The organism is Mycolicibacter sinensis (assembly GCF_001667375.1).
Classification (GTDB): Bacteria; Actinomycetota; Actinomycetes; order Mycobacteriales; family Mycobacteriaceae; genus Mycobacterium; species Mycobacterium sinense_A.
On the sequence record NZ_LZIN01000033.1, the window covers coordinates 18086 to 40014 of the forward strand.

The 21929-nt window shown below is 67.5% G+C and carries 24 protein-coding genes and 1 tRNA gene; 12 read left to right on the forward strand and 13 right to left on the reverse strand.

Annotated features, from left to right (window positions below):
• Nucleotides 1-6: 6 nt before the first annotated feature.
• The 4 genes from A5771_RS05635 to A5771_RS05650 are packed head-to-tail and all read left to right on the forward strand — an operon-like array spanning nt 7 to nt 3402.
• On the forward strand, nt 7-1698 hold the full coding sequence (locus A5771_RS05635; protein ID WP_064854218.1) for an MCE family protein: 1692 nt from the start codon (nt 7-9) through the stop codon (nt 1696-1698).
• Complete coding sequence (locus A5771_RS05640) at nt 1695-2360, forward strand: hypothetical protein (protein WP_064854219.1); 666 nt, start codon at nt 1695-1697, stop codon at nt 2358-2360. The genes A5771_RS05635 and A5771_RS05640 overlap by 4 nt, the downstream gene beginning before the upstream one ends.
• Nucleotides 2357-2845, forward strand: a complete 489-nt coding sequence (locus tag A5771_RS05645) for a hypothetical protein (protein WP_064854401.1) — start codon at nt 2357-2359, stop codon at nt 2843-2845. Before A5771_RS05640 ends, A5771_RS05645 begins: the two co-directional genes overlap by 4 nt.
• 17 nt (nt 2846-2862) lie before the next feature.
• A complete protein-coding gene (locus A5771_RS05650) occupies nt 2863-3402 on the forward strand; it encodes a hypothetical protein (RefSeq protein ID WP_082947075.1) in 540 nt (179 codons plus the stop codon).
• A 1-nt stretch (nt 3403) separates the two neighbouring features.
• Here the strand turns inward: A5771_RS05650 and A5771_RS05655 are convergent, their stop codons facing one another.
• On the reverse strand, nt 3404-4825 hold the full coding sequence (locus A5771_RS05655) for an alpha,alpha-trehalose-phosphate synthase (UDP-forming) (RefSeq protein WP_064854221.1): 1422 nt from the start codon (nt 4823-4825) through the stop codon (nt 3404-3406).
• The gene (locus A5771_RS22505; RefSeq protein ID WP_109401038.1) at nt 4826-4996 is read right to left on the reverse strand and encodes a hypothetical protein; all 171 of its coding nucleotides are present in this window, start codon (nt 4994-4996) and stop codon (nt 4826-4828) included.
• A 63-nt stretch (nt 4997-5059) separates the two neighbouring features.
• On the opposite strand from A5771_RS22505, the gene A5771_RS05660 reads away from it, so the two are divergent.
• From A5771_RS05660 to A5771_RS05675, 4 genes are all read left to right on the forward strand, one after another.
• On the forward strand, nt 5060-5950 hold the full coding sequence (locus tag A5771_RS05660; RefSeq protein ID WP_064854222.1) for an enoyl-CoA hydratase: 891 nt from the start codon (nt 5060-5062) through the stop codon (nt 5948-5950).
• A 66-nt stretch (nt 5951-6016) separates the two neighbouring features.
• The gene (locus tag A5771_RS05665; RefSeq protein ID WP_064854223.1) at nt 6017-6832 is read left to right on the forward strand and encodes an SDR family oxidoreductase; all 816 of its coding nucleotides are present in this window, start codon (nt 6017-6019) and stop codon (nt 6830-6832) included.
• 2 nt (nt 6833-6834) lie between these two features.
• Nucleotides 6835-7725, forward strand: a complete 891-nt coding sequence (locus tag A5771_RS05670) for an SDR family oxidoreductase (protein ID WP_064854224.1) — start codon at nt 6835-6837, stop codon at nt 7723-7725.
• 29 nt (nt 7726-7754) lie between these two features.
• Nucleotides 7755-8618, forward strand: a complete 864-nt coding sequence (locus A5771_RS05675) for an alpha/beta fold hydrolase (RefSeq protein WP_064854225.1) — start codon at nt 7755-7757, stop codon at nt 8616-8618.
• A 15-nt stretch (nt 8619-8633) separates the two neighbouring features.
• Here A5771_RS05675 and A5771_RS05680 read toward each other — a convergent pair.
• Both A5771_RS05680 and A5771_RS05685 read right to left on the reverse strand, forming a co-directional pair.
• Nucleotides 8634-8708: transfer RNA gene (locus tag A5771_RS05680), tRNA-Thr, on the reverse strand.
• 53 nt (nt 8709-8761) lie between these two features.
• Nucleotides 8762-9508, reverse strand: coding sequence for a hypothetical protein (locus A5771_RS05685; protein WP_064854226.1), 747 nt, complete (start codon nt 9506-9508; stop codon nt 8762-8764).
• Nucleotides 9509-9616: 108 nt separating this feature from the next.
• Here A5771_RS05685 and A5771_RS05690 point away from each other — a divergent pair, with 108 nt between their 5' ends.
• Together A5771_RS05690 and A5771_RS05695 are read left to right on the forward strand one after the other, a co-directional pair.
• The gene (locus tag A5771_RS05690) at nt 9617-10336 is read left to right on the forward strand and encodes a response regulator transcription factor (protein ID WP_064854227.1); all 720 of its coding nucleotides are present in this window, start codon (nt 9617-9619) and stop codon (nt 10334-10336) included.
• 53 nt (nt 10337-10389) lie between these two features.
• The gene (locus A5771_RS05695) at nt 10390-11847 is read left to right on the forward strand and encodes a sensor histidine kinase (protein ID WP_064854228.1); all 1458 of its coding nucleotides are present in this window, start codon (nt 10390-10392) and stop codon (nt 11845-11847) included.
• A gap of 3 nt (nt 11848-11850) precedes the next feature.
• Here the strand turns inward: A5771_RS05695 and A5771_RS05700 are convergent, their stop codons facing one another.
• A complete protein-coding gene (locus A5771_RS05700; RefSeq protein ID WP_064854402.1) occupies nt 11851-12255 on the reverse strand; it encodes an HIT family protein in 405 nt (134 codons plus the stop codon).
• Between the two features lie 113 nt (nt 12256-12368).
• Between A5771_RS05700 and A5771_RS05705 the strand changes: the two genes are divergently transcribed.
• On the forward strand, nt 12369-12899 hold the full coding sequence (locus tag A5771_RS05705) for a YceI family protein (protein ID WP_064854229.1): 531 nt from the start codon (nt 12369-12371) through the stop codon (nt 12897-12899).
• Between the two features lie 73 nt (nt 12900-12972).
• Here the strand turns inward: A5771_RS05705 and A5771_RS05710 are convergent, their stop codons facing one another.
• The 8 genes from A5771_RS05710 to A5771_RS05745 all read right to left on the reverse strand — a co-directional run bounded on the left by A5771_RS05710 (nt 12973) and on the right by A5771_RS05745 (nt 20278).
• Nucleotides 12973-14100 carry an NDMA-dependent alcohol dehydrogenase gene (locus A5771_RS05710; RefSeq protein ID WP_064854403.1) on the reverse strand — a complete coding sequence of 376 codons (1128 nt, stop codon included), beginning with the start codon at nt 14098-14100 and terminating at the stop codon, nt 12973-12975.
• Nucleotides 14101-14240: 140 nt separating this feature from the next.
• Nucleotides 14241-15479, reverse strand: coding sequence for a cytochrome P450 (locus A5771_RS05715; protein WP_064854404.1), 1239 nt, complete (start codon nt 15477-15479; stop codon nt 14241-14243).
• Nucleotides 15476-16027 (reverse strand): hypothetical protein, encoded by a 552-nt coding sequence (locus A5771_RS05720; protein WP_064854230.1) that lies wholly within the window; start codon nt 16025-16027, stop codon nt 15476-15478. The genes A5771_RS05715 and A5771_RS05720 overlap by 4 nt, the downstream gene beginning before the upstream one ends.
• Nucleotides 16028-16030: 3 nt before the next feature.
• Complete coding sequence (locus tag A5771_RS05725; protein ID WP_064854231.1) at nt 16031-16237, reverse strand: ferredoxin; 207 nt, start codon at nt 16235-16237, stop codon at nt 16031-16033.
• 14 nt (nt 16238-16251) lie between these two features.
• Nucleotides 16252-17607 carry a cytochrome P450 gene (locus A5771_RS05730; protein ID WP_064854232.1) on the reverse strand — a complete coding sequence of 452 codons (1356 nt, stop codon included), beginning with the start codon at nt 17605-17607 and terminating at the stop codon, nt 16252-16254.
• A complete protein-coding gene (locus A5771_RS05735) occupies nt 17604-18431 on the reverse strand; it encodes an SDR family oxidoreductase (protein ID WP_064854233.1) in 828 nt (275 codons plus the stop codon). The genes A5771_RS05730 and A5771_RS05735 overlap by 4 nt, the downstream gene beginning before the upstream one ends.
• On the reverse strand, nt 18432-19652 hold the full coding sequence (locus A5771_RS05740) for a cytochrome P450 (RefSeq protein WP_064854405.1): 1221 nt from the start codon (nt 19650-19652) through the stop codon (nt 18432-18434).
• A 14-nt stretch (nt 19653-19666) separates the two neighbouring features.
• On the reverse strand, nt 19667-20278 hold the full coding sequence (locus tag A5771_RS05745; RefSeq protein WP_064854234.1) for a TetR/AcrR family transcriptional regulator: 612 nt from the start codon (nt 20276-20278) through the stop codon (nt 19667-19669).
• Between the two features lie 165 nt (nt 20279-20443).
• Between A5771_RS05745 and A5771_RS05750 the strand changes: the two genes are divergently transcribed.
• Entirely contained in the window at nt 20444-21910 is a 1467-nt protein-coding gene (locus A5771_RS05750; protein WP_064854235.1) for an aldehyde dehydrogenase, read from the forward strand.
• Nucleotides 21911-21929: the final 19 nt, after the last annotated feature.

The following is a 21929-nucleotide window of genomic DNA, read 5'->3' on the forward strand; positions in this document are numbered from 1 at the left end:
GCTGAGATGCTGACTCGTCTGGTTCGTATTCAACTCGGGATCTTCGCTGTGGTCACCGTGCTCGCGGTCGGCGCGATCTCGATCCTGTACCTGCACGCGCCCAGCCGGCTGGGTATCGGCACCTACAAGGTGACCGCCGATTTCATCGGTGGTGGCGGAATCTACAAGAGCGCCAACGTCACCTACCGCGGCGTCACGGTGGGCCGGGTGGAAGACGTCCGTCTCACCGACCACGGGATCGACGCCCTGATTCGGCTCAACAGCAGCACCAAGGTCCCCGGCAACGTCACCGCCACCGTCAAGAGTATGTCCGCGATCGGTGAGCAGTACATCGATTTGGTTCCTCCGGCGGACGCTGCGGCCGTCGGGTCGCTGCACAACGGCGCCCGAATCGGTCAGGACCGCACCGCGATCGGCCAGGACATCGCCGGCATGCTCGATCAGGCCCAGACCCTGGTCAACAGCGTCGCCAACAGCCGGCTGCGTGATCTGTTGCGGAACGCGTTCGAGGGGTTCAACGGTTCGGGGCAGGAACTGGCCCGGATGATTGCGTCGTCGCGGCAGCTGGTCGACGAGGCCAACGCCAACTTCGACGCGACGGCGGGGCTGATCGACCAGTTCGAGCCGTTCCTGAACGCCCAGATCCGCAGCGGCGACGACATCAAGAAGTTGGCCCGGTCGCTGGCGGCGGTCACCACAGAGGTGCGCGAGGCCGACCCGCAGCTGCGGGAGGTGCTGCAGGTCCTGCCTTCGGTCGCCGACGAGGCCAACACCACGTTCGGCGGTATCCGCGCATCGTTCCCCACCCTGGCGGCCAGCATGGCCAACTTCGGACGAGTCGGGGTGATCTACCGCAACTCCATCGAACATGCGCTGGTGGTGTTCCCGGCACTGATGGCGGCACTGCTCACGGTGGCCGGTGGCGTGCCGATGGAGGAGGGCGTCAAGCTCGACTTCAAGATCGACATGCACGACCCGCCGCCGTGCACGGTCGGGTTTCTGCCGTTCACCGAGATGCGTTCGCCGGCCGATGAGACGGTGCGTGAGCTGCCCAAGGGGCTGTACTGCAAAGCGGCGCAGAACGATGCGGTCGCGGTCCGCGGGGCGCGCAACTACCCGTGCATGGAGTACCCGGGTAAGCGGGCGCCGACCATTCAGCTCTGCCGCGACCCGAAGGGCTTCGTCCCGATCGGCAGCAATGCCTGGCGCGGACCGCCGGTGCCGTACGACACCCCGATCACCGATCCGCGCATGCTCAACCCGATGAACAAGTTCCCCTACATCCCGCCGAGTGCCGACTACGACCCCGGCCCGCCGGTGGCCGCATTGCCTCCGGGTGTGCCTGCCGGGCCCGGGCCGGCGCCCAATCCGCCGTACCCGCTGCCCTACCCGCCGAACGAGCTCGGGCCCGCCCCGGCACCGTGGCCGTACTACGCCCCGCCGGACCAGAACCTGCCGACCAACCCGGGCGGCAACGGCGGCCTGCCGCCCTACAACCGGGACCCGGCTCCGGGGCCGGCCCCCGGACCGTTGCCGGCCGAGGCGCAGGCCAACGGGGTCGCCTACAGCAGCTACGACCAGCGCACCGGAAAGTTCGTCGACCCGGCAGGTGGCACCGGAGTGTTCGTCTCGGGGGCCGACAAGTGGTTGCCCGCCGAGAACTGGGCTGACCTGATGCTCGAGCCGAGGCAGACGTGACCGGTCCGGAGGAGGCGAAGGGCCGCCGCCGGGCATCGCGGGCAGCCGGCCCGGCCGGGGACGCCGCCGAACCGGTCGCGGTGCGGGTGCCGGTTTCCGGCCGAGCCGCCGTGCCCAGGGTCCGGCCGGCGGGCCCACCGCCGCGGCGCCGGCCCAATGCACGCAAGGCCGCCCAGGTAGCCGGCGCCGCCGTGCTGGCGGCCAGCATTGTGCTGGGCGGGCTGGTCGCCGTGCTGCTGGTGCAGCACCGGAATGCCACCGCGTCCGACAGCCGTGACCAGCGGTTCGTCGACACCGCGGTCCAGACCGTGCTGAACATGTACACCTACACCCCGGACACCATCAACGACCAGGTGAATCGCTTCGTGGAGGGCACCAGCGGCCCGCTGCGCGACACCATGGCCGCCAACGCCGAGAACCTCAAGGCGCTGCTGCGCGAGACCAAGCACAGCTCCGAGGCCGTCGTGAACGCCGCGGCGCTGGAGAACGTCGACGAGGTCGCCGGCAACGCCTCGGTGCTGGTGGCCATGCGGGCGACGGCCACCGACGTCGAGGGCGTCAACAAGCCGTCGCAGCCCTACGCGCTGCGGATCATCGTGCACGAGGACGATGACGGCAATATGACCGCCTATGACCTCAAGTGGCCGGACGGCAGCCGATGACCCGTCGTTGGTTGGGGCTCACCGCGTTGGCCGTGATCCTCGGGATTTTCGTGGGTCTGGGCGCCACCGCGGGATCGCTGTACTGGAGCCGGGTCGAGTCGCGGGGCGAACAGGTGGCCCGCGCCGAGCTGGCCCAGCTGACGACCGACGAGATCCCCAAGGTGCTCGGCTACGAGTACACCACCGTCGAACGCAGCCTGACCGAGACCTACCCGATGTTCACCGGCGACTACCGCCGCGAGTTCGAGGCCCGGGCGATCAACGACATCATTCCGCAGGCCCGGGAAAAGCAGCTGGTGAACCAGGTCGACGTCGTCGGTGTCGGCGCGCTGGACGCCAAGCGGACCACCGGTTCGGTGCTGGTCTTCGTCAACCGCACGGTCTCGGGTAAGTCCAAGGAGAAGTATTACGAGGGCAGTCGGCTGCGGGTCGAGTTCCGCAAGATCGACCGCAAGTGGCTGATCAGCAACATCGTGCCGATCTAGCTGAGAGGATGTGCGCTGTGAAGAAGCTTGTTCGCGCCGTGGTGGCCTTCGGCGTCGCGATGACGGCGGCCACCGGGCTGGCGGTCGAGGCCGGCGCGGACGACGACGCGGCACCGGAAGGCACCCTCGAGGGCATCTACACCTACAACGGCAACGGCATCACCGCGAGGTGGAAGATCTACCCGCTGTGCGTGCCGACCGTGGGTGACGGGCGGGTCCCGCTGCACGATGCGGTCGGTTGCCGGCTGCAGGTCGAAAGCGACGGTCCGCCCGGGCAGGCCGGCTCCTACCGGCTGTCCAACGGTCGATGGAGCTACCACACGCCGCTGCTGGCCGGCACCAGGTGCCCGGACGGCAGCACCGCCGCCAGCGAAGAGATGTACCAGTTCGACACCGCGCTCAACGGCACCTACACCCAGTCGCACAACGCCGTCTGCGGCTGGCAGCCCGGACTGGAGAAGCACCCGTTTACCCTGACCTACGTCTCGCCGCTGCCCAACCCGGTCATCCACTACCCGCTGACCTGTCAGGACAATCCGATTCACCTGTGTAGCTGAGCTATCCCGATTCGGCGAGCGCGTCGAGGAAGGATCGCGCCCAGCGGTCCACATCGTGGGCCAGCACCTGGCGGCGCAGTGTCCGCATCCGCCGGCGGCCCTCATCGGGGGTCTGGTTGACCGCCGCCTCGATGGCGTCTTTGACACCCTCCAGATCGTGCGGGTTGACCAGGTAGGCCTGCCGCAATTCCGCTGCGGCACCGGTGAATTCGCTCAGCACCAGGGCGCCACCCAAGTCGCTGCGGCAGGCCACGTACTCCTTGGCGACCAGGTTCATCCCGTCGCGCAGCGGCGTGACCAGCATGACGTCGCTGGCCACGAAGAACGCGATCAGCTCGTCGCGGGGGACCGGCCGGTGCAGATAGTGCACCACCGGGTGGCCGACCTCGCTGTACTCGCCGTTGATGTGGCCGACCTGGCGCTCGATGTCGTCGCGCAGGATCTGATAACTCTCCACCCGTTCCCGGCTGGGTGTCGCCAGCTGCACCAGGACGGTGTCGTCCCGCTTGGCGCGGCCTTCGGCGAGCAGTTCGTTGAACGCCTTGAGCCGGACGTCGATGCCCTTGGTGTAGTCCAGGCGGTCCACCCCGAGCAGGATCTTGCGGGGGTGGCCCAATTCGGCCCGGATCTCCTTGGCCCGCCGCCGGATTCCCCGCTCGCGCGCCTTGTGGTCGAGTTCGCCGGAGTCGATCGAGATCGGGAAGGCGCCGACCCGCACGGTGCGCTCCGCCAGGCTCACCTCGCCGAACCGGCTGCGCACCCCGACCGCGCCCCGCGAGGTGGCCGCGCCGGTCAGGTTGCGCGCCAAGTACAGAAAGTTCTGGGCGCCGCCGGCCAGATGGAAGCCGACCAGGTCGGCGCCGAGCAGGCCGTCGACGATCTCCTTGCGCCACGGCAGCTGCATGAACAGCTCCACCGGCGGGAAGGGGATGTGCAGGAAGAAACCGATGGTCAGGTCGGGGCGCTGGGTCCGCAACATCTTGGGCACCAGCTGCAGCTGATAGTCCTGGACCCACACCGTGGCCCCTTGGGCGGCCGCCCGCGAGGTCGCCTCGGCGAAGCGGCGGTTGACGTCGACGTAGCGGTCCCACCACTGCCGGTGGTAGATCGGTTTGACGATCACGTCGTGATACAGCGGCCATAGGGTGGCGTTGGAGAAGCCTTCGTAGTAGTCGGCGATGTCGGTGGCACTCAGGGCGACCGGGTGCAGCCGCAGATCTTCGACGTCGATCGGCCCATCGGGTACGTCCAGACTTCCCGGCCAGCCCACCCAGGCGCCATGACGCTTACGCAGCAGCGGCTCCAGCGCTGTGACCAGCCCGCCCGGGCTGCGTTTCCATTCTGTCGTGCCGTCGGGCAGTTTCTCGATGTCGATGGGCAGCCGGTTGGCCACCACGACGAAATCGGCACCCGACTCCGGCATCTAGGCCCCGTGCTTCTCGGTATTCGCCGGACCGATCCCCAGCATGGACAGGAACACCCGGCACTCGTCGGCGTCCTCGGCGTAGGCGGCCACCACTCGCCGGGCTTGGCGTGCGGTGTTGTCGGCCAGCGGCTCGACCTCGTCGATGTCGTGTTCGGTTTTAGCAGGCATAAGTCGACTCTAGCGAAGTGCGCCGTAGCCTGTGGGGCGGACGACAACCAGGGTGGAGGCTGCATGAGCGATCTCGTCGACTATGAAACCCTCGACGACGGGCGCATCGCCCGGATCTGGCTGAACCGGCCCGAGACCCACAACGCGCAGAATCGCACCCTGCTGGTGCAGCTCGACGAAGCGTTCGGGCGTGCCGAGGCAGACGACACCGTGCGGGTGGTGATCCTGGCGGCGCGCGGTGCGAATTTCTCGGCCGGTCACGATCTCGGCTCGGAGGCGGCCGTGGCCGAGCGCCGGCCCGGCCCGGGGCAGCACCCCTCGTTTCGCATCCATGGCGGCACCCGGGAACCGGTCGTGGAGAAGACCTACCTGCAGGAGTGGCACTACTACTTCTCCAACACCTGCCGCTGGCGCGAACTGCGCAAGATCACCATCGCGCAGGTGCAGGGCAACGCCATCTCGGCCGGGTTGATGCTGATCTGGGCGTGCGATCTGATCGTCGCCGCCGACAACGCCCGGTTCTCCGACGTGGTCGGGGTGCGCCTGGGCATGCCGGGCGTCGAATACTATGCCCATCCTTGGGAATTCGGCCCCCGCAAGGCCAAGGAACTGCTGCTGACCGGGGATTCGTTGGACGCCGACGAGGCCTACCGGCTGGGGATGGTCTCCAAGGTGTTCCCGCTTGACGACCTGGCCGAGCGCACGCTGGAGTTCGCCCGCCGGATCGCGCAGCTGCCGACGATGGCCGCGCTGCTGATCAAGGACTCGGTGAACGCCGCCGCGGACGCCATGGGTTTCACCGAGGCGCTGAAGCACGGCTTTCATATTCATCAGCTCGGCCATGCGCATTGGTCGGCGCACAACGACAACAAGTTCCCGATCGCGCTGCCGCCGGAGGTGCCGGACTGGCGCACCGCCGAGGCCACCGATCTGGCTCGCCGCGATCAGCCCTAGCGGGCGTGGTCGGCCGCGTGCTTGGATAGCTAGAACACGTTCCAGTTTTTGATGTGAGGGGTCGGTGTGCAGCTTTCCTTCGAAGACCGCAGCTACCTGGTCACCGGCGGCGGTAGTGGCATCGGCAAGGCGGTGGCCGGCGGCCTGGCCGCCGCCGGGGCTGACGTTCTGATCATCGGCCGGGGCGTCGAGCGGCTGGCGGCGGTGGCGGCCGAGATCGGGGTCCGTCACTTCGGAGCCGACATCACCGACGAGGACAGCGTGATCGCCGCCGTCGAGGCCGCCGCCGGCCGGCACGGCCGGCTGCATGGGGTGGTGCACTGCGCCGGTGGTTCGGAGACCATCGGGCCGATCACCCAGATCGACTCGGAGGCGTGGCGGCGCACCGTCGACCTCAACATCAACGGTTCGATGTACGTGCTCAAGCACGCCGGCCGGGAGCTGGTGCGCGGCGGCGGCGGCTCGTTCGTCGGGATCTCCTCGATCGCGGCCAGCAATACCCACCGCTGGTTCGGTGCTTACGGCCCGACCAAGTCGGCGCTGGATCACCTGATGCAGCTGGCCGCCGACGAACTGGGTGCGTCGTGGGTGCGGGTCAACAGCATCCGCCCGGGCCTGACCCGCACTGAGCTGGTCGCCCCCATTCTGGACTCGCCGGAACTCTCCGAGGACTACCGCATCTCGACGCCGCTGCCCCGGCCCGGCGAGGTCGACGACGTCGCCAACCTGGCGCTGTTTTTGCTCAGCGACGCGGCCGGCTACATCACCGGCCAGGTCATCAATGTCGACGGCGGGCAGATGCTGCGTCGCGGCCCGGACTTCTCGGCGATGCTGGAGCCGGCGTTCGGCGCAGACGGACTGCGCGGGGTCGTGGGGGACTAGTCATGGGCGTGTACGCGGTGACCGGGTCGGCATCCGGGATGGGACGCCAGGCGGCGGACAAGCTGCGGGCGGCCGGTCACACCGTGATCGGGGTCGACCTGCGCGACGCCGACGTGGTCGCGGATTTGTCCGGACCCGACGGCAGGGCGACGGCAGCCCGGGAGGTGCTGACCTTGTGCGGGGGCCGGCTCGACGGTGCGGTGCTGGCGGCGGGCGTCGGACCCACCCCGCGGGCGACGCAACTGATCCTGCAGGTCAACTACTTCGGGGTGGTCGACCTGCTGGAGGCGTGGCGCTCGGCGCTGGCGGCCACTGGACGCGCCAAAGTTGTTGTCGTCGCTAGCAATTCGACGACCACGGTGCCGGCGGTGCCGCGGGCCGCAGTGCGGGCGCTGCTGGCCGGTCATGTGACGAAGGCGGTGCGCCGGCTGCGGCTCTTCGGCCCGGGTGCGCCGTCGTTGGCGTACGCCGCGTCCAAGATCGCGGTGACGCGCTGGGTGCGCCGGCAGGCGGTCGAGCCGTCGTGGGCGGGGGCGGGTATCCGGCTCAACGCCCTGGCGCCGGGTGCGATCATGACGCCGCTGCTGGAAAAACAGCTCGCCACCCCGGGGCAGGAGAAGGCCGTCCGCAGCTTTCCGGTGCCGGTGGGTGGTTTCGGCGATCCCGGCCAACTGGCCGACTGGATGCTGTTCATGCTCTCCGATGCCGCCGACTTCCTCTGCGGCAGCGTGGTTTTCGTCGACGGCGGCACGGACGCCTACTTCCGCGCCGACGACTGGCCGCGTGCGGTGCCGGCCCGCCGGGCGCTCGGTTACCTGCTGCGGATGAGGTCGTTCTCGAAGACCGGATCGCGACCCCGACACCGTGACCGGCATCGTTCGGCGTTAGCGTGACCAAGAGTTCGGGACCTGTGAGGAGACAAATGCCGGCAGAGCTGAGCCACGACGAGACCCTGCGTGAGGTCACCACCGAGCAGGGGGTGCTGCGCTACCACGAGGCCGGCGAGGGTCCGACGCTGCTGCTGCTGCACGGCTCCGGGCCGGGTGTCACCGGGTGGCGCAATTATCGCGGCGTGCTGCCGGCCTTCGCCGAGCACTTCCGCTGCCTGGTTCTGGAGTTCCCCGGGTTCGGGGTCAGCGATGACTTCGGTGGGCATCCCATGGTCACCGCGTTCGGCGCGGTGCCGACATTCGCCGATGCGCTGGGGCTGGAGCAGTTCAGCATCGTCGGCAACTCGATGGGGGGTGGCGTCGGGATCGGCTATGCGATCGGTAACCCCGACCGGGTCCGCAAACTGGTGACCATCGGCGGTATCGGCACCAACCTGCTCAGCCCGGGCCCGGCCGAGGGGATCCGGCTGCTGCAGGACTTCGTCGACAACCCCAGCCGCGAAGCGCTGGTGCGCTGGCTGCACTCGATGGTCTACGACCCCAAGGTGATCACCGAAGAGCTCATCGAGGAGCGGTGGGCACTGGCCACCGACCCCGACACCCTGGCCAGCGCCCGACGGATGTACGGCAAGGAAGCCTTCACTAACATGGTGAAGATGATGCAGGCCTCCAAGGGCCCGCTGCCGTGGGCGATGATGCACCGGCTCAAGGTGCCGACGCTGGTCACCTGGGGCCGGGACGACCGGGTCAGCCCGCTGGACATGGCGCTGATCCCGATGCGCACCATTCCCAATGCCGAGACGCACGTGTTCCCCAACTGCGGGCACTGGACCATGATCGAGGCCAAGGACGCCTTCGAGTCGGTGGTGCTGGACTTCCTGCGCCGGGCTGACTGACCGCTCGCGCGGTGGTGGAGCCCCCTGTCAGGATTGAACTGACGACCTACGCTTTACAAGAGCGTTGCTCTACCACTGAGCTAAGGAGGCGGGTTTAGCCGGTGCCAGCGTAACGGGAGTCGGCCGCCGAGTGTGAAACCGGCTCAGGAACCGTCGGCACTGGGTTTGTCGGCGTTGATGACGCGCTCGGAGCGCACCGGCCGCGACGACGGGCGGCGGCTCGACCGGCGCGGCAGCAGCGGAATGCGCTCGGCGATATTGCTCAGTGGGTTGACCACCATCGTCAAGGCGATGACGGCCTCCTGCAGCGTCTCGATGGCCGGCTCCAGTGCCTCCATCCCCGGCGCCAGCCGGCTCAACGTGTCGGCGACGTTGGCCAGCTGCTCCAGTGGCCCGTTGCGGGCGGTGAGCTTGTCGATCAGCCCGCCCTCGGCCAGCAGCCGGTCGGCCAGACCATCCTCGGAGAGCAATCGCTCGATCAAGCCGTCCTCGTCGGTGAGTTGATCCACCAGCCCGCCGGGCTGCAGCGCCCGCTGCAAGCCACCGCCCTCGGCAGTGAGGCGATCGAGGACACCGCCGGGCCCGGTCAGCTGGTCCACCAGCCCGCCGGGTGCCAGCAGCCGGTCCGCCGGGCCGTCGGGGGCCAGCGCGCGCCCCAGCGGAGCGTCGTCGTCCATTAGCTTGGCCAACCGGTTGGCCCGGGCGATGGTGTCCTCCAACCCGAGCATGTGTGCCATGGAGTTGGCCGGTCCTGGAGTTGGGGACTCTCCGAGGGTCTGCCGGGCCAGCCCGAGCGCGGCCGTGGCCACGCCGAGTCCGGCGTCGGCGATCGACAGACCGATGCGCGCCGGAGCGGTCGATACGGCGATCAGCTGTCTGGCCAGGCTCATCTGGCCAGTGTATGGGCGATCCAGCACCGATATCAGGTAGTTTGATTGACAACAAACACACAGCTAATATCCAGTTCATTTTCACCCGACCACGAGGGAATTAACCCCATGGGAGCAACAGCTGCGCAAGACGCTGCGCCAGAGGCCCGGGTGCTGGTCGTCGACGACGAGACCAACATCGTCGAGCTGCTGTCGGTCAGCCTCAAGTTCCAGGGGTTCGAGGTCTACACCGCCTCCAGCGGGCCGGCGGCGCTGGACCGTGCCCGGGAGGTCCGGCCGGACGCGGTGATCCTGGACGTGATGATGCCGGGGATGGACGGGTTCGGCGTGCTGCGCCGGCTGCGCGCCGACGGCATCGACGCCCCGGCGTTGTTCTTGACCGCGCGTGACTCGCTGCAGGACAAGATCACCGGCCTGACCCTCGGCGGCGACGACTATGTGACCAAGCCGTTCTCCCTGGAGGAGGTGGTGGCCCGGCTGCGGGTCATCCTGCGCCGGGCGGGCAAGGGCGCGGGGGAGCCGCGCAACTCGCGGCTGACCTTCGCCGACATCGAACTCGACGAGGACACCCACGAGGTGTGGAAGGCCGGCCAGCCGGTGTCGCTGTCGCCGACCGAATTCACCTTGCTGCGCTATTTCGTGATCAACGCCGGCACCGTGCTGAGCAAGCCGAAGATCCTCGACCACGTCTGGCGCTACGACTTCGGCGGCGACGTCAACGTGGTCGAGTCCTATGTCTCCTATCTGCGCCGCAAGATCGACACCGGCGAGAAGCGCCTGCTGCATACGCTGCGCGGGGTGGGCTATGTGCTGCGCGAGCCGCGGTGAACCAATGTTGCCCATGATGGCCGGGCGAGGGGTTTAAGGCGAAGAATATGGGGATGGTGAAACCCCCTCGTGGTGTGCTGCCACTACGAGTCAGCCTGGTCGCGGCCACCCTGACGATGGTGGCCATCGGCTTGCTGGCGCAGGGGTACGCCGTCACGACCATCCTGCGGCACCGGCTGATCAGCAGGATCGACGCCACGCTGATCGACGCGGCCCACGGCTGGGCGCTGGAGCAGCGTGGGCGGCCGCCGTCGAAGGAGGACGAGGATCCGAACACCGGCCGGCCGCCGACGAGCTTCTACGTCCGCGACGTCGACCCCGATGGCAGCGTCTGGACCGTCGTCAACGACCAGAACGCCGAGCCGCAGTTGCCGCCGGACAACGACGTGGGCTCGGTACCGGTGACGATCGGCTCGGTCGACGGGTCGGGCGTGCAATGGCGGGCGCTGTCGGTGCACGGTGAGAACGGCAGGCTGATCACCGTGGCCAGGGACCTTTCCGACCCCAAGGCCACACTGCGCTATCTGGCCTGGTCGCGGGTGGCGATCGGTGTTGGGGTGCTGCTGGTGCTGGGGACCGCCGGTTATGTGGTGGTCAACCGGAGCCTGCGCCCGTTGACCGAAGTCGAGCAGACCGCCGCGGCGATCGCCGCCGGCCAGTTGGACCGCCGGGTGCCCGAGCGCGATCCGCGTACCGAAGTCGGACGACTCTCGCTGGCGCTCAACGGCATGCTGGCGCAGATTCAGCAGGCGGTGGCGTCCTCGGTGGCCTCGGCGGACAACGCGCGGGTCTCCGAGGAGCGGATGCGCCGGTTCATCACCGATGCCAGCCATGAGCTGCGCACACCGCTGACCACGATCCGCGGTTTCGCCGAGCTGTACCGCCAGGGCGCGGCCCGCGACGTCGAGCTGCTGATGTCGCGCATCGAAAGCGAAGCCAGCCGGATGGGCCTGCTGGTCGAGGATCTGCTGTTGCTGGCCCGGATGGATGCCCAGCGGCCCTTGGACCGGAACTGGGTCGACCTGCTGGTGCTGGCCACCGACGCCGTGCACGACGCGCGCGCCATCGCGCCGAATCGGACCGTCGAACTGGAGGTCTTCGACGGCCCGGGTACCCCGGAGGTGCTCGGTGACGAGGCCCGGCTGCGTCAGGTGCTGAGCAACCTGGTGTCCAACGCGCTGCAGCACACCCCCGAAGAGGCTGCGATCACCGTGCGGGTCGGCACCGACGGCGACGACGCGATCCTCGAGGTCGTCGACCAGGGGCCCGGTATGAGTGAACAGGACGTACAGCGGGCCTTCGAGCGGTTCTTTCGCACCGACTCGTCGCGGGCGCGCGCCAGTGGCGGCACCGGGCTGGGACTCTCGATCGTCGACTCGCTGACCCGCGCGCATGGCGGCACCGTCACCGTGAGTTCCCCACCCGGCCAGGGCTGCACGTTTCGCGTCGCGGTCCCGCGTCTTGCCGACACGTCGGTCGACATAGCCGAGCTGCCCGTCGAGATTCGCTGAGCCTCAGGGCATTTCAGCCAGCGCGGCCTTGATCTTCGCTTGCGCCTCGTCGAGGGATTCCGGCGCCGGATTGCGGTCGACACCGGCAAAGCCGAAGTCGGACAAGCTGCGGGTCGGAAAGACGTGGACGTGCAGATGCGGGACCTCCAGGCCAGCGATGATCATGCCGGCGCGCTCGGTGTCGAACGCTGTGCACACCGCCTTGCCGATGCGCTGCGCCACGGCCATCACCTGTGCGAAGACGGCGCCGTCGACGTCTTGCCACTGGTCGATCTCGGCGCGCGGAACCACCAGCGTGTGGCCCTGGGTCATCGGTTCGATGGTCAGGAAACCGACGATGTCGTCGTCCTCGTAGACGAACCGGCCCGGCAGTTCCCGGTTGATGATCTTGGTGAACACGGTGCTCATGGGTTTCAGCATATGCGCCGAGTCTCGGATTTAGCGGGGTGCGCTGCGTATTATCGAGAGCGAGCTGGCGCCGCCGGGCGCGAGCTCCACGCGCCATCGGTAGAGGAGATGAGATGTCAGTTGTCACAACATTTCTCAGCAGCCCCGAGGCGGTCGGCACCTGGACTCTGGATACCGGGCAGTCGAGTATTCGGTTCGAGAACGGCACGATGTGGGGCGCGCTGAAGGTGCGTGGCGCTTTCACCGATTTCTCCGGCAGCGGCGAGATCAAGGACGCCAAGACGGTGTCCGGCCGCGTCGACATCAAGGCTGCCTCGGTGAACACCGGCCTGGGTACCCGCGACCATGATCTGCGCCGGTCGAACTTCTTCGACACCGACCGCTACCCCGACATCACCGTCCAGGTCACCAGTGGGGAGCCGGCCGGGGGTGATGCCGCCCGGCTCAACGCCGAACTGACCGTCAAGGGGATCACCGGACCGTTGCCGCTCAAGGTTGATGTCACCCCGATCGGCGACGGGGCCGTGCGGCTGACCACCGAGACGACCGTCACCCGCAAGCAGTTCGCCGTGGAGGGCAACTTTTTGGGCATGGTCGGCAACCGGACCCGGCTCAAGGCCAGCCTGGTGTTCCGGAAGGTCTAACCCTTGCGTTGACTCTGCGCGTACCAGGCAAAAGTGCGGGTAGGTCGCCTGGTACACGCAGAGTCAACGGTTATTAGCGATCGGCGTCGGTGTAGCGGATGATCCCGCGAATGTTCTTGCCGTCCAGCATGTCCTGGTAACCGTCGTTGATCTGCTCCAGCTTGTACTGGCGGGTCACCATGTCGTCGAGGTTCAGCTTGCCCACCGAGTACATCGACAGCAGCTGCGGGATGTCGTACTGCGGGTTTCCGCCGCCGAAGATGGTGCCCTGCAGGTTCTTCTGCAGCAACGTCAGCATCGCCAGGTTCAGTGTGACCTGGTTGTCAAGCATGGACCCCATCGCGGTGAGCACGCAGGTGCCACCCTTGGCGGTCAGCACCATGTAGTTGTCGATGTCGGCACCGTGCACCTCGCCGACAGTGACGATCACCTTGCGGGCCATCACGCCGTGGGTGACCTCCATCATGCCGCCCATCGCGGCGAAGATATCCGGGTAGACGTGGGTGGCGCCGAACTTGAGCGCCTGGTCGCGCTTCCACTCCACCGGGTCGATGACGAAGATGTTGCGGGCACCGGCGTTGACCGCACCCTGCAGCGCCGACATGCCTACCCCGCCGACACCCACGATCGCAACGTCCTCACCGGGGCGGATGTCGGCGCTGCGGACCGCCGACCCGTAGCCGGTGGTGACACCGCAGCCGACCAGGCACGCCACCTCGAACGGGATCGACGGGTCGATCTTCACCACCGAGGACTTGTGCACCACCATCCACGGCGAGAACGTGCCCAGCAGCGTCATCGGGTAGACGCCCTGGCCGCGGGCCGTGACGCGGAAGGTGCCGTCGCTGACCGCCACGCCGTTGAGCAGCCCGGCGCCCAGGTCGCACAGGTTGCGCAGTCCGGACTGACAGGTCGGACACACGCCACAGGACGGGATGAAAGACAGCACCACGTGGTCGCCGGGGGCGATGTCTTCCACCCCGGGTCCGACCTCGGTGACGATGCCGGCGCCCTCGTGGCCGCCGAGGACCGGGAAGCCGGCCATCGGGATGCTGCCGGTCATCAGGTGGTGGTCGGAGTGGCACATTCCGGCCGCCTCCATCTGGATCTTGACCTCGTCTTTCTGGGGGTCACCGATCTCGATCTCCTCGACCGACCACGGCTTGTTGAACTCCCAGAGCAACGCACCCTTTGTCTTCACCACGAACCTGCTTTCATCTCGGATATCCGGCTAGAGAACGGCCCCGGCCTGGCTCGGGACGTCGGGCAGCCCACCCGTCGCAGCCTATCGCCGACTACCACGTCGCGGGAAGATTCTGTTCGAATCGCGCATCGCCGCGATCAGCCGTGGTAGGAGACTTGCAAGTCTTTGACCCCGTTGATCCAGCCGGAGCGGAGTCGTTGCGGCTCGGCGAGTTTGGCGATGTCGGGCAGCTGAGTGGCGATCTCATCGAACATCAGCCGGATCTCCATGCGGGCCAGGTTGGCGCCGATGCAGTAGTGCGTGCCCTGCCCGCCGAACGCCAGGTGCGGATTGGGATCCCGCAGGATGTCGAAGTCGAACGGCCGGTCGAAGACCTCTTCGTCGAAGTTCGCCGAGCTGTAGAACAGCCCCACCCGCTGCCCCTGTCCGACGGCCACTCCGCCGAGTTCGGTATCGACCTTGGCAGTGCGCTGAAAACAGTGCACCGGCGTGGCCCAGCGGACGATCTCGTCGACAGCGGTCTCGGGCCGTTCGCGCTTGTAGAGCTCCCACTGGTCGGGGTTCTCCGCGAACGCATTGATGCCGTGGGTCATGGCGTTGCGGGTGGTTTCGTTGCCCGCCACCGCCAACAGGATCACGAAGAACGCGAACTCGGTCTCGCCCAGTGACTCGCCGTCGATGTCGGCCTGCACCAGCCGCGTGACGATGTCGTCGGCCGGACAGCGCCGCCGCTGCTCGGCCATGGTGTAGGCGTAGCCCATCAACTCGGCGTTGGCCATCGCCGGATCGGAGTCGAAATCCGGGTCGTCGGTGTTCATGATCGAGTTGGTCCAGTGAAACAGCTTCTCCCGGTCGGCCTCGGGCACCCCGATCAGATCGGCGATCGCCAACAGCGGCAGTTGCATTGCGATGTCATCGACGAAGTTGCCGCTGTTTTTCTCGGCGGCGGCGGCGACGATGTCGCGGGCCGACTGGGCGAGCTTCTCCTCGAGCGCACCGACGGAGCGCGGGGTGAACAGCCGGGAGACCAGCTTGCGCAGCCGGGTGTGCTCGGGCGGGTCATGATTGATCAACAGTGCCTTGGTCAGCTCCAGCTGGTCGGCGGTGATGCCCTCGGGCAGCCGCATCACCGCACCCTTGGCGTTGGTCGACCACACCTCGTTGTCGCGCGAAATCTCTTTGATGTGCTGGTGTTTGCTGACCACCCAGTAGCCGCCGTCGTCGAAGATGTTGCTGTGCGCGGGCTGCTCGTTCCACCAGACCGGAGCGGTCTTGCGCAGCTCGGCGAACTCGGCGATCGGCATGCCGTGCAATAGGACATCCGGATCGGTGAAGTCGAAACCGGGTCCGAACGGACAGGACGGTGTGTACGTCACCACAGCGGAACCGGTGCCTTGCCCAGCGGGTAGTAGCCGGGGATCTTCTCGCCGGCCAGGCTGCGTTCGATGCGCTTTTGCATGCCCGCCGACAGTTTGCCCGCCTTGATCAGGTCCATGTAGAGGGCCGAGACGTGGCCGAAGTCGAAGAAGTCCCGCTGCCAGTTGAACTTTCCGTCGCCCGCGTAGCGGAACCAGCTGCCGCCGATCCCGTAGATCTCGCGTTCTTCGTCGGCGGCTTCTCCTATTTTGGCGACCTGCTTCCAGAAACCGACGATCTCGCCCTGCCGGTCGTCGATGATCACCTTCTGGTACGGGTAGGTCCAGCCGTGCAGGCCCTCCATCTCCTGGCCGAGCGCGATGTCGCGGATCTCGTCGATGCCGACGCACATGACGTCTTCCTTGGGGCCTATGTTCCAGCCGTAGGTCGCGTCATCGGTGTAGAAGGCCGCCAGATTGCGCCAGTCGCCGGCCTTTTCGGCGTCGCGGTTGGCCTGTAGCCAGCGGTCGACGACGTCTTCGAGTTCTTCGCGGGGGAACGGGGCCATCTTTCAATCCTTTTTCTCGTGAATGGATAACGCTCGGGTGGGACAGGCCCGTACGGCCTCTTCGATGTGGCGGCGGTCGTCATCCGGCGGTTCGTCGTTGAGGATCTCGACCTTGCCGCGCTTGGGCACCCGGAAATAGTCGGGTGCCTCCAGCTCGCACATGGCGTGGCCCTGGCACAGGTCCAGGTCCACTTTGACGTGAAAGGTCATGGCGCAGTGCCTCCTTATCGCCGACGGCGGCGGTAGCGCACCTTGGCCGGGCGGGCCAACTGCACCACCATCTTGGAGTGGTCGTTGCGGTAGGTCTCCGGCGGCTGCGACATCTCGAACTCGTATTCACGCAGCAGCACCGAGAAGATCGCCTTGATCTGCATGGTGGCGAACGCCGCCCCCACGCAGCGATGCCGTCCGGCGCCGAACGGGATCCAGGTCCAGCGCTGGATGACGTCTTCCTCGCGCGGCTCGTTGTAGCGTTCCGGCACGAACTCGTTGGGCTCGGGGAAGGATTCGGCGATCCGGTTGGAGACCGCCGGTGACGCCGCCACCATGTCGCCCTTGTGGATCGGGTAGCCGCAGACCTCGAACTCGTCCTTGGCCACCCGCATCAGGATGATCAGCGGCGGGTGCAGCCGCAGGGTCTCCTTGAGCACGTTCTCCAGGTTGGGGATCTGGCGCAGCGCATGGAAACTCACCTCGCTGCCGTCGGAGTAGAGCCCGTCGAGCTCTTTGATAACCGCGGCGAGGGCCTCGGGGTGGCGCAGCATCTCGATCAGGGTCCACGCGGACGTTCCCGAGCTGGTGTGGTGGCCGGCGAACATGATCGAGATGATGATCCCGGTGATCTCATCGGCGGAGAACCGTGGGTTGCCGCTCTCGTCCGGGATCGAGACCATGACGTCGATCATGTCCCGGCGCCGCTTGTCGGTCTCCGGGTTGGCGATCCGGCCGTTCATGATGCCCTGCACCAGTTCGACCAGCTTGACGCGGGCTTCGTCACGGCGCCGGAAGCTCTCGATCGGCAGGTACGGGTCGACGTAGCACAGCGGGTCGGTGCCGCGTTCGAGTTCGTAGTACAGCTCGGCGAACCGGTGATCGAGTTCCTCGCGAAATTTCCGCCCGATCAGGCAGGCGGTCGAGGTGTAGATGGTCAGCTCGGCGAAGAACTCCAGCAGATCGATCTCGCCTCCGTCGCCCCAGTCGGCGATCATCTGGCGCACTTCGTGCTCGATGGTGCTGGCGTGGCTTTTCATGTGGTCGCCGCGAAGTGCGGTGTTGTGCAGCATCTCCGCGCGTCGTTCCGGCGGCGCGTCGAACACGACGCCGTTGCCGAAGATCGGGGTCATGAACGGGTACGCCGCGGCCTGGTCGAGTTCGTCGTCGGTGGAGCGGAAGAAGAACTCGTTGGCTTCGGCGCCGGTCAGCAGCACCACCTTGCGGCCGGCCAGGTCGAACCAGCCGACGTCCCCGCATTCGTCGCGGACCCGCTGCATCAGCGCGATCGGGTCGGTGCGGAACTCCTCGAGGTGGCCGTGCTCGGCCTCGCCTCCGGAAACCCGGGGAACCTCAATACTGACGGTCATTGCGGCATTCCTTCCTCACCCAATTGCAGGTGCTGACGGTCGGCGGCGGTGTCGTGCAACGGCGCCTCCGGCTGCACCTCCAGGTCGACGATGTGCGCCCCGCGCGGTGTCTCCGCGACGAAGGCGATGGCCCGGGCCAGGTCTTGCGGGCGAAGGAAATAACTGTGCCGGGCCTGCCCCCACTTGGCCCAGTCTTCGAGCATCGGACCCACCTGCTCGGCGGAGAGCTTCCAGCCCATCTCGGTCAGGGTCGGGCCGGGATGCACGATCGAGGCCCGAACGCCGGTGCCCTCCAACTCCATCCGCATGTTCTTGACCATCGCGACCAGCGCGGCCTTCGCGGCGCCGTAGGCGCCCATGTGCGGGCGCTGCTGCAGCGCTACGTCGGAGCCGACGAAGATCACGTCGCCGCGGCGGCGGGCCACCATGTCCGGCACCACCGCGGTGGCGAGCCGGTTGGCGCCGATCAAGTGCACCTGAATCTGGTCGTTGAACGCCTCGGTACTCAGCTCATGGATACGTCCGGGGAACATGTCGCCGGCGCCGGAGACCAGCAGCTCGATCTCTCCGAGCGCGTCGATGCTCTGGGACACAAAGGATTTCACCGAATCGACGTCGGTGACGTCCAGTGGGAAGGCGACCGCCTCGCCGCCCTCGCCGCGGATCTTGTCGACCAGCTCGGTGAGCTTCTCGGTCCGCCGGGCGCCCAACGCCACCGGGAAGCCGCGGCGGGCCAGCTCTTCTGCGGTGGCGGCACCGATGCCTGAGGACGCACCCGCGACGATAGCGGGCCGCCGGGCCGGGGGTGGATCAAAACGTGGCACTTAGGCCTCCTTGACGGTGATCGGGAGGTCGGCGAAGCCGCGCACGTTGGAGGAATGCACCCGCACGGCGTTGGCTTCGTCGACCTGGTAGTCGCTGATCCGGTTGAACAGTTCTTCCAGCGCCACCCGGGCTTCCATCCGAGCCAGGTGTGCACCGAGGCAGAAGTGGGCGCCGCTGCCGAAACTGAGCAGCTTGGAGCCGATGTCACGGCCGATCCGGAATTCGTCGGGGGACTCGAAGACCCGCTCGTCGCGGTTTCCGGAGCCGGGCAGCAACAGCACCACGTCACCGGCCGGAATTGTGGTGTCGTGCAGCGTGTAGTCCTGCGCGGCGGTGCGCGCCAGGATCTGGCTGGGGGTGTCGTAGCGCAGCGTCTCCTCCACCCACAGCGGGATGCGGGAGTGGTCGGCGAACACCGACGTCAGCTGGTCGCGGTTGCGGTGGCCCCAGTACACGGAGCTGCCCAGCAGCTTGGTGGTGGTCTCATTGCCGGCGATCACCATCAGGAACAGGAACGCCAGGATTTCCTGGTCGCCGAGCCGGTCCCCGTCGACCTCGGTTTCCAGCAGCGCCGAGGTCAGATTGTCCGCCGGGGTCTTCTTGAAGTCGGCGATCATCTCGTTGTAGTAGGTCATCAGATCCACCGACGCCTGGATCGCCGACGGCGGGACATCGGTCACCCCGTCCTCGCGGTGCAGCACGCCGTCGGCCAGCCCACGGATGCGCGCGCGGTCGGCTTCGGGGACACCCATCAGCTCGGAGATCACGTCCATCGGCAGCTTGCCGGCGAAGTCGTTGATGAAGTCGAACGAGCAGGTGCCGCGCGCGCCGGGCTGGATCGCGGTGTCCAGATGCTGGCGTGCCAGCCGCACCACCTGCGGTTCGAGCTCGCGGATCCGGCGCGGGGTGAAGCCCTTGGACACCAGGGTGCGAAGCCGCAGGTGCTGCGGGTCGTCCATCGCCAGAAACGACATCACCAGCTGGGCGTGCGGGCCGCGGGAGACCGGGTCCAGCGAGACACCGTCGCGGTTGGACAGCGCGTCGCTGTTGCGAAACCCTTGCAGCACATCCTGATGACGCGAGATCGCCCAGAAGTTCAGCTCCTCGTTGTGATACACCGGCGCTTCGTCGCGCAGTCGCCGGTAGTACGGGAACGGGTCCTCGTGAAAGTCGTAGTCGTAGGGGTTGAGGACCGGTGGACCAGACGTCTTGGAAGTCATAGCCGGCAGGACCATCATTGGCCTCCTGATTCGAGGATCAGGCTGACCACGTAGGCCAGCCGATCGGTGATCTGGTGGTAGGTGAAGGCGCCGCTGCCAGCGTTGACCAGGGCGCCGAAGAACGTCATCTCCAACGCCGAGACCTGCCGGGGATCCGCGCCCGGTCCCATTGCCGAGGTGATGCGCCGGTGGATCTCCGCGCCGATCCGGTCGCGCACCGTGCGCACCGCGGGGTCACCGCTGCCGCTGAGCAGTGCCGCCGTGCAGGCCGCCGCGACCTCGGGCTCGTCGGCGACCACCAGCGCCAGGTGCCGCAGCGCCTGGTTGACGCGCTGGGGCATCGGCTCGTTGACGTCGGTGAAGTAGGGCACCTGACGGACCAGGTCCAGGTAGACCTCGGCGATCAGGTGGTTCTTCGACGAGAAGTAGGTGTAGGCGGTCGCCGGCGCGACCTTGGCCCGGGCGGCGACTGCGCGCACGGTCAGGTCTGCGTAGGACTTCTCGCGCAACATCTCCACGCCGGCGGTCAGCACCTTGCGGAAGGTCTCTTCCTGGCGACGGTTGCGGGCCCCGCCATTCGACGAGCCGTTCGCCAATGTGACTGCCGCCACCGATTCGCTGGACACCTGTCCAACGTAGTCGACGGCAGCTCGGTAGGGCAAGTCCACTGGGAAACAACAGTTTTTCGCAATCCGGCTTGCGGCAGCGGTGATGCTGCGGTTAGGGTTCGGTCCAGCGAGAACGGACAAGTGTCCAATTTTGGTCGGGCACCCAAGCTGCGGGAGTGACTGATGGCGCTAATCGACGGTATGAGCCGGCTGCTCATCGACGGCAAGCTGACCCCCGGCGGGGCCGGCGGCTTCGCCACCGTCAACCCGGCCACCGAAGAGGTGCTCGGCGAGGCGGCCAACGCCGACGCCGTCGACATGGACCTCGCCATCGACGCGGCACGGCGAGCCTTCGACGGCACCGACTGGTCGACCAACACCGCGCTGCGGGTGCGCTGCGTGCGCCAGCTGCGCGATGCGCTGCAAGGGCACGTGGAGGAGCTGCGCGAGCTGACGATCGCCGAGGTGGGGGCGCCGCGGATGCTCACCGCCGGCGCCCAGCTGGAAGGGCCGGTCACCGACCTCGGGTTCGCCGCGGACACCGCCGAGAACTACGAGTGGACGCAGGATCTCGGCCACGCCACCCCACTGGGCATTCCCACCCGGCGGTCGGTGGTGCGCGAGGCGGTCGGCGTCGTCGGCGCCATCACCCCGTGGAACTTCCCGCACCAGATCAACCTGGCCAAGCTCGGCCCGGCGCTGGCCGCCGGCAACACCATCGTGCTCAAACCCGCACCCGACACCCCGTGGGTTGCCGCGGTGCTCGGTGAGCTGATCGCCGAGCACACCGACATCCCGCCGGGCGTGGTCAACATCGTCACCTCCACCGACCACGCGCTGGGTGCCATGCTCGCGAAAGACCCTCGGGTGGACATGGTCTCGTTCACCGGATCGACGGCCACCGGCCGCAGCGTGATGGCCGATGCCGCCGCCACCATCAAGAAGGTCTTCCTGGAGCTGGGCGGCAAGTCCGCCTTCGTGGTGCTCGACGACGCCGACCTGGCCGCGGCCTGCTCGGTGGCGGGATTCTCGGTCTGCCTGCATGCCGGGCAGGGCTGCGCGATCACCACCCGACTGGTGGTGCCGCGGGCCCGCTACGACGAGGCGGTCGCTATCGCGGCCGGCACCATGGGCTCGATCAGGCCGGGTGACCCTACCAAGCCCGGAACCGTTTGTGGGCCGGTCATCTCGGCGCGCCAGCGTGACCGGGTACAGAGCTACCTGGACCTGGCCCTGGCCGAGGGCGGTGAGTTCGCCTGCGGTGGCGGGCGCCCGGCCGACCAGCCCGCCGGCTTCTTCATCGAACCCACCGTGATCGCCGGGCTCACCAACGAGGCGCGGGTGGCCCGCGAGGAGATCTTCGGGCCGGTGCTGACCGTGATCGCGCACGACGGCGACGACGACGCGGTGCGCATCGCCAACGACTCGCCCTACGGGCTGTCGGCAACGGTCTACGGCGCGGATGCCGATCGGGCGGCCGGGGTGGCGGCCCGGCTGCGGGCCGGCACCGTCAACGTCAACGGCGGGGTCTGGTATTCGGCGGACGTGCCGTTCGGTGGGTACAAGCAGTCCGGCAACGGCCGAGAGATGGGTGTCGCCGGGTTCGAGGAGTACCTGGAAACCAAAGCCATTGCGACAGCAGCGAACTGACTTCACATCTAGGGATTCA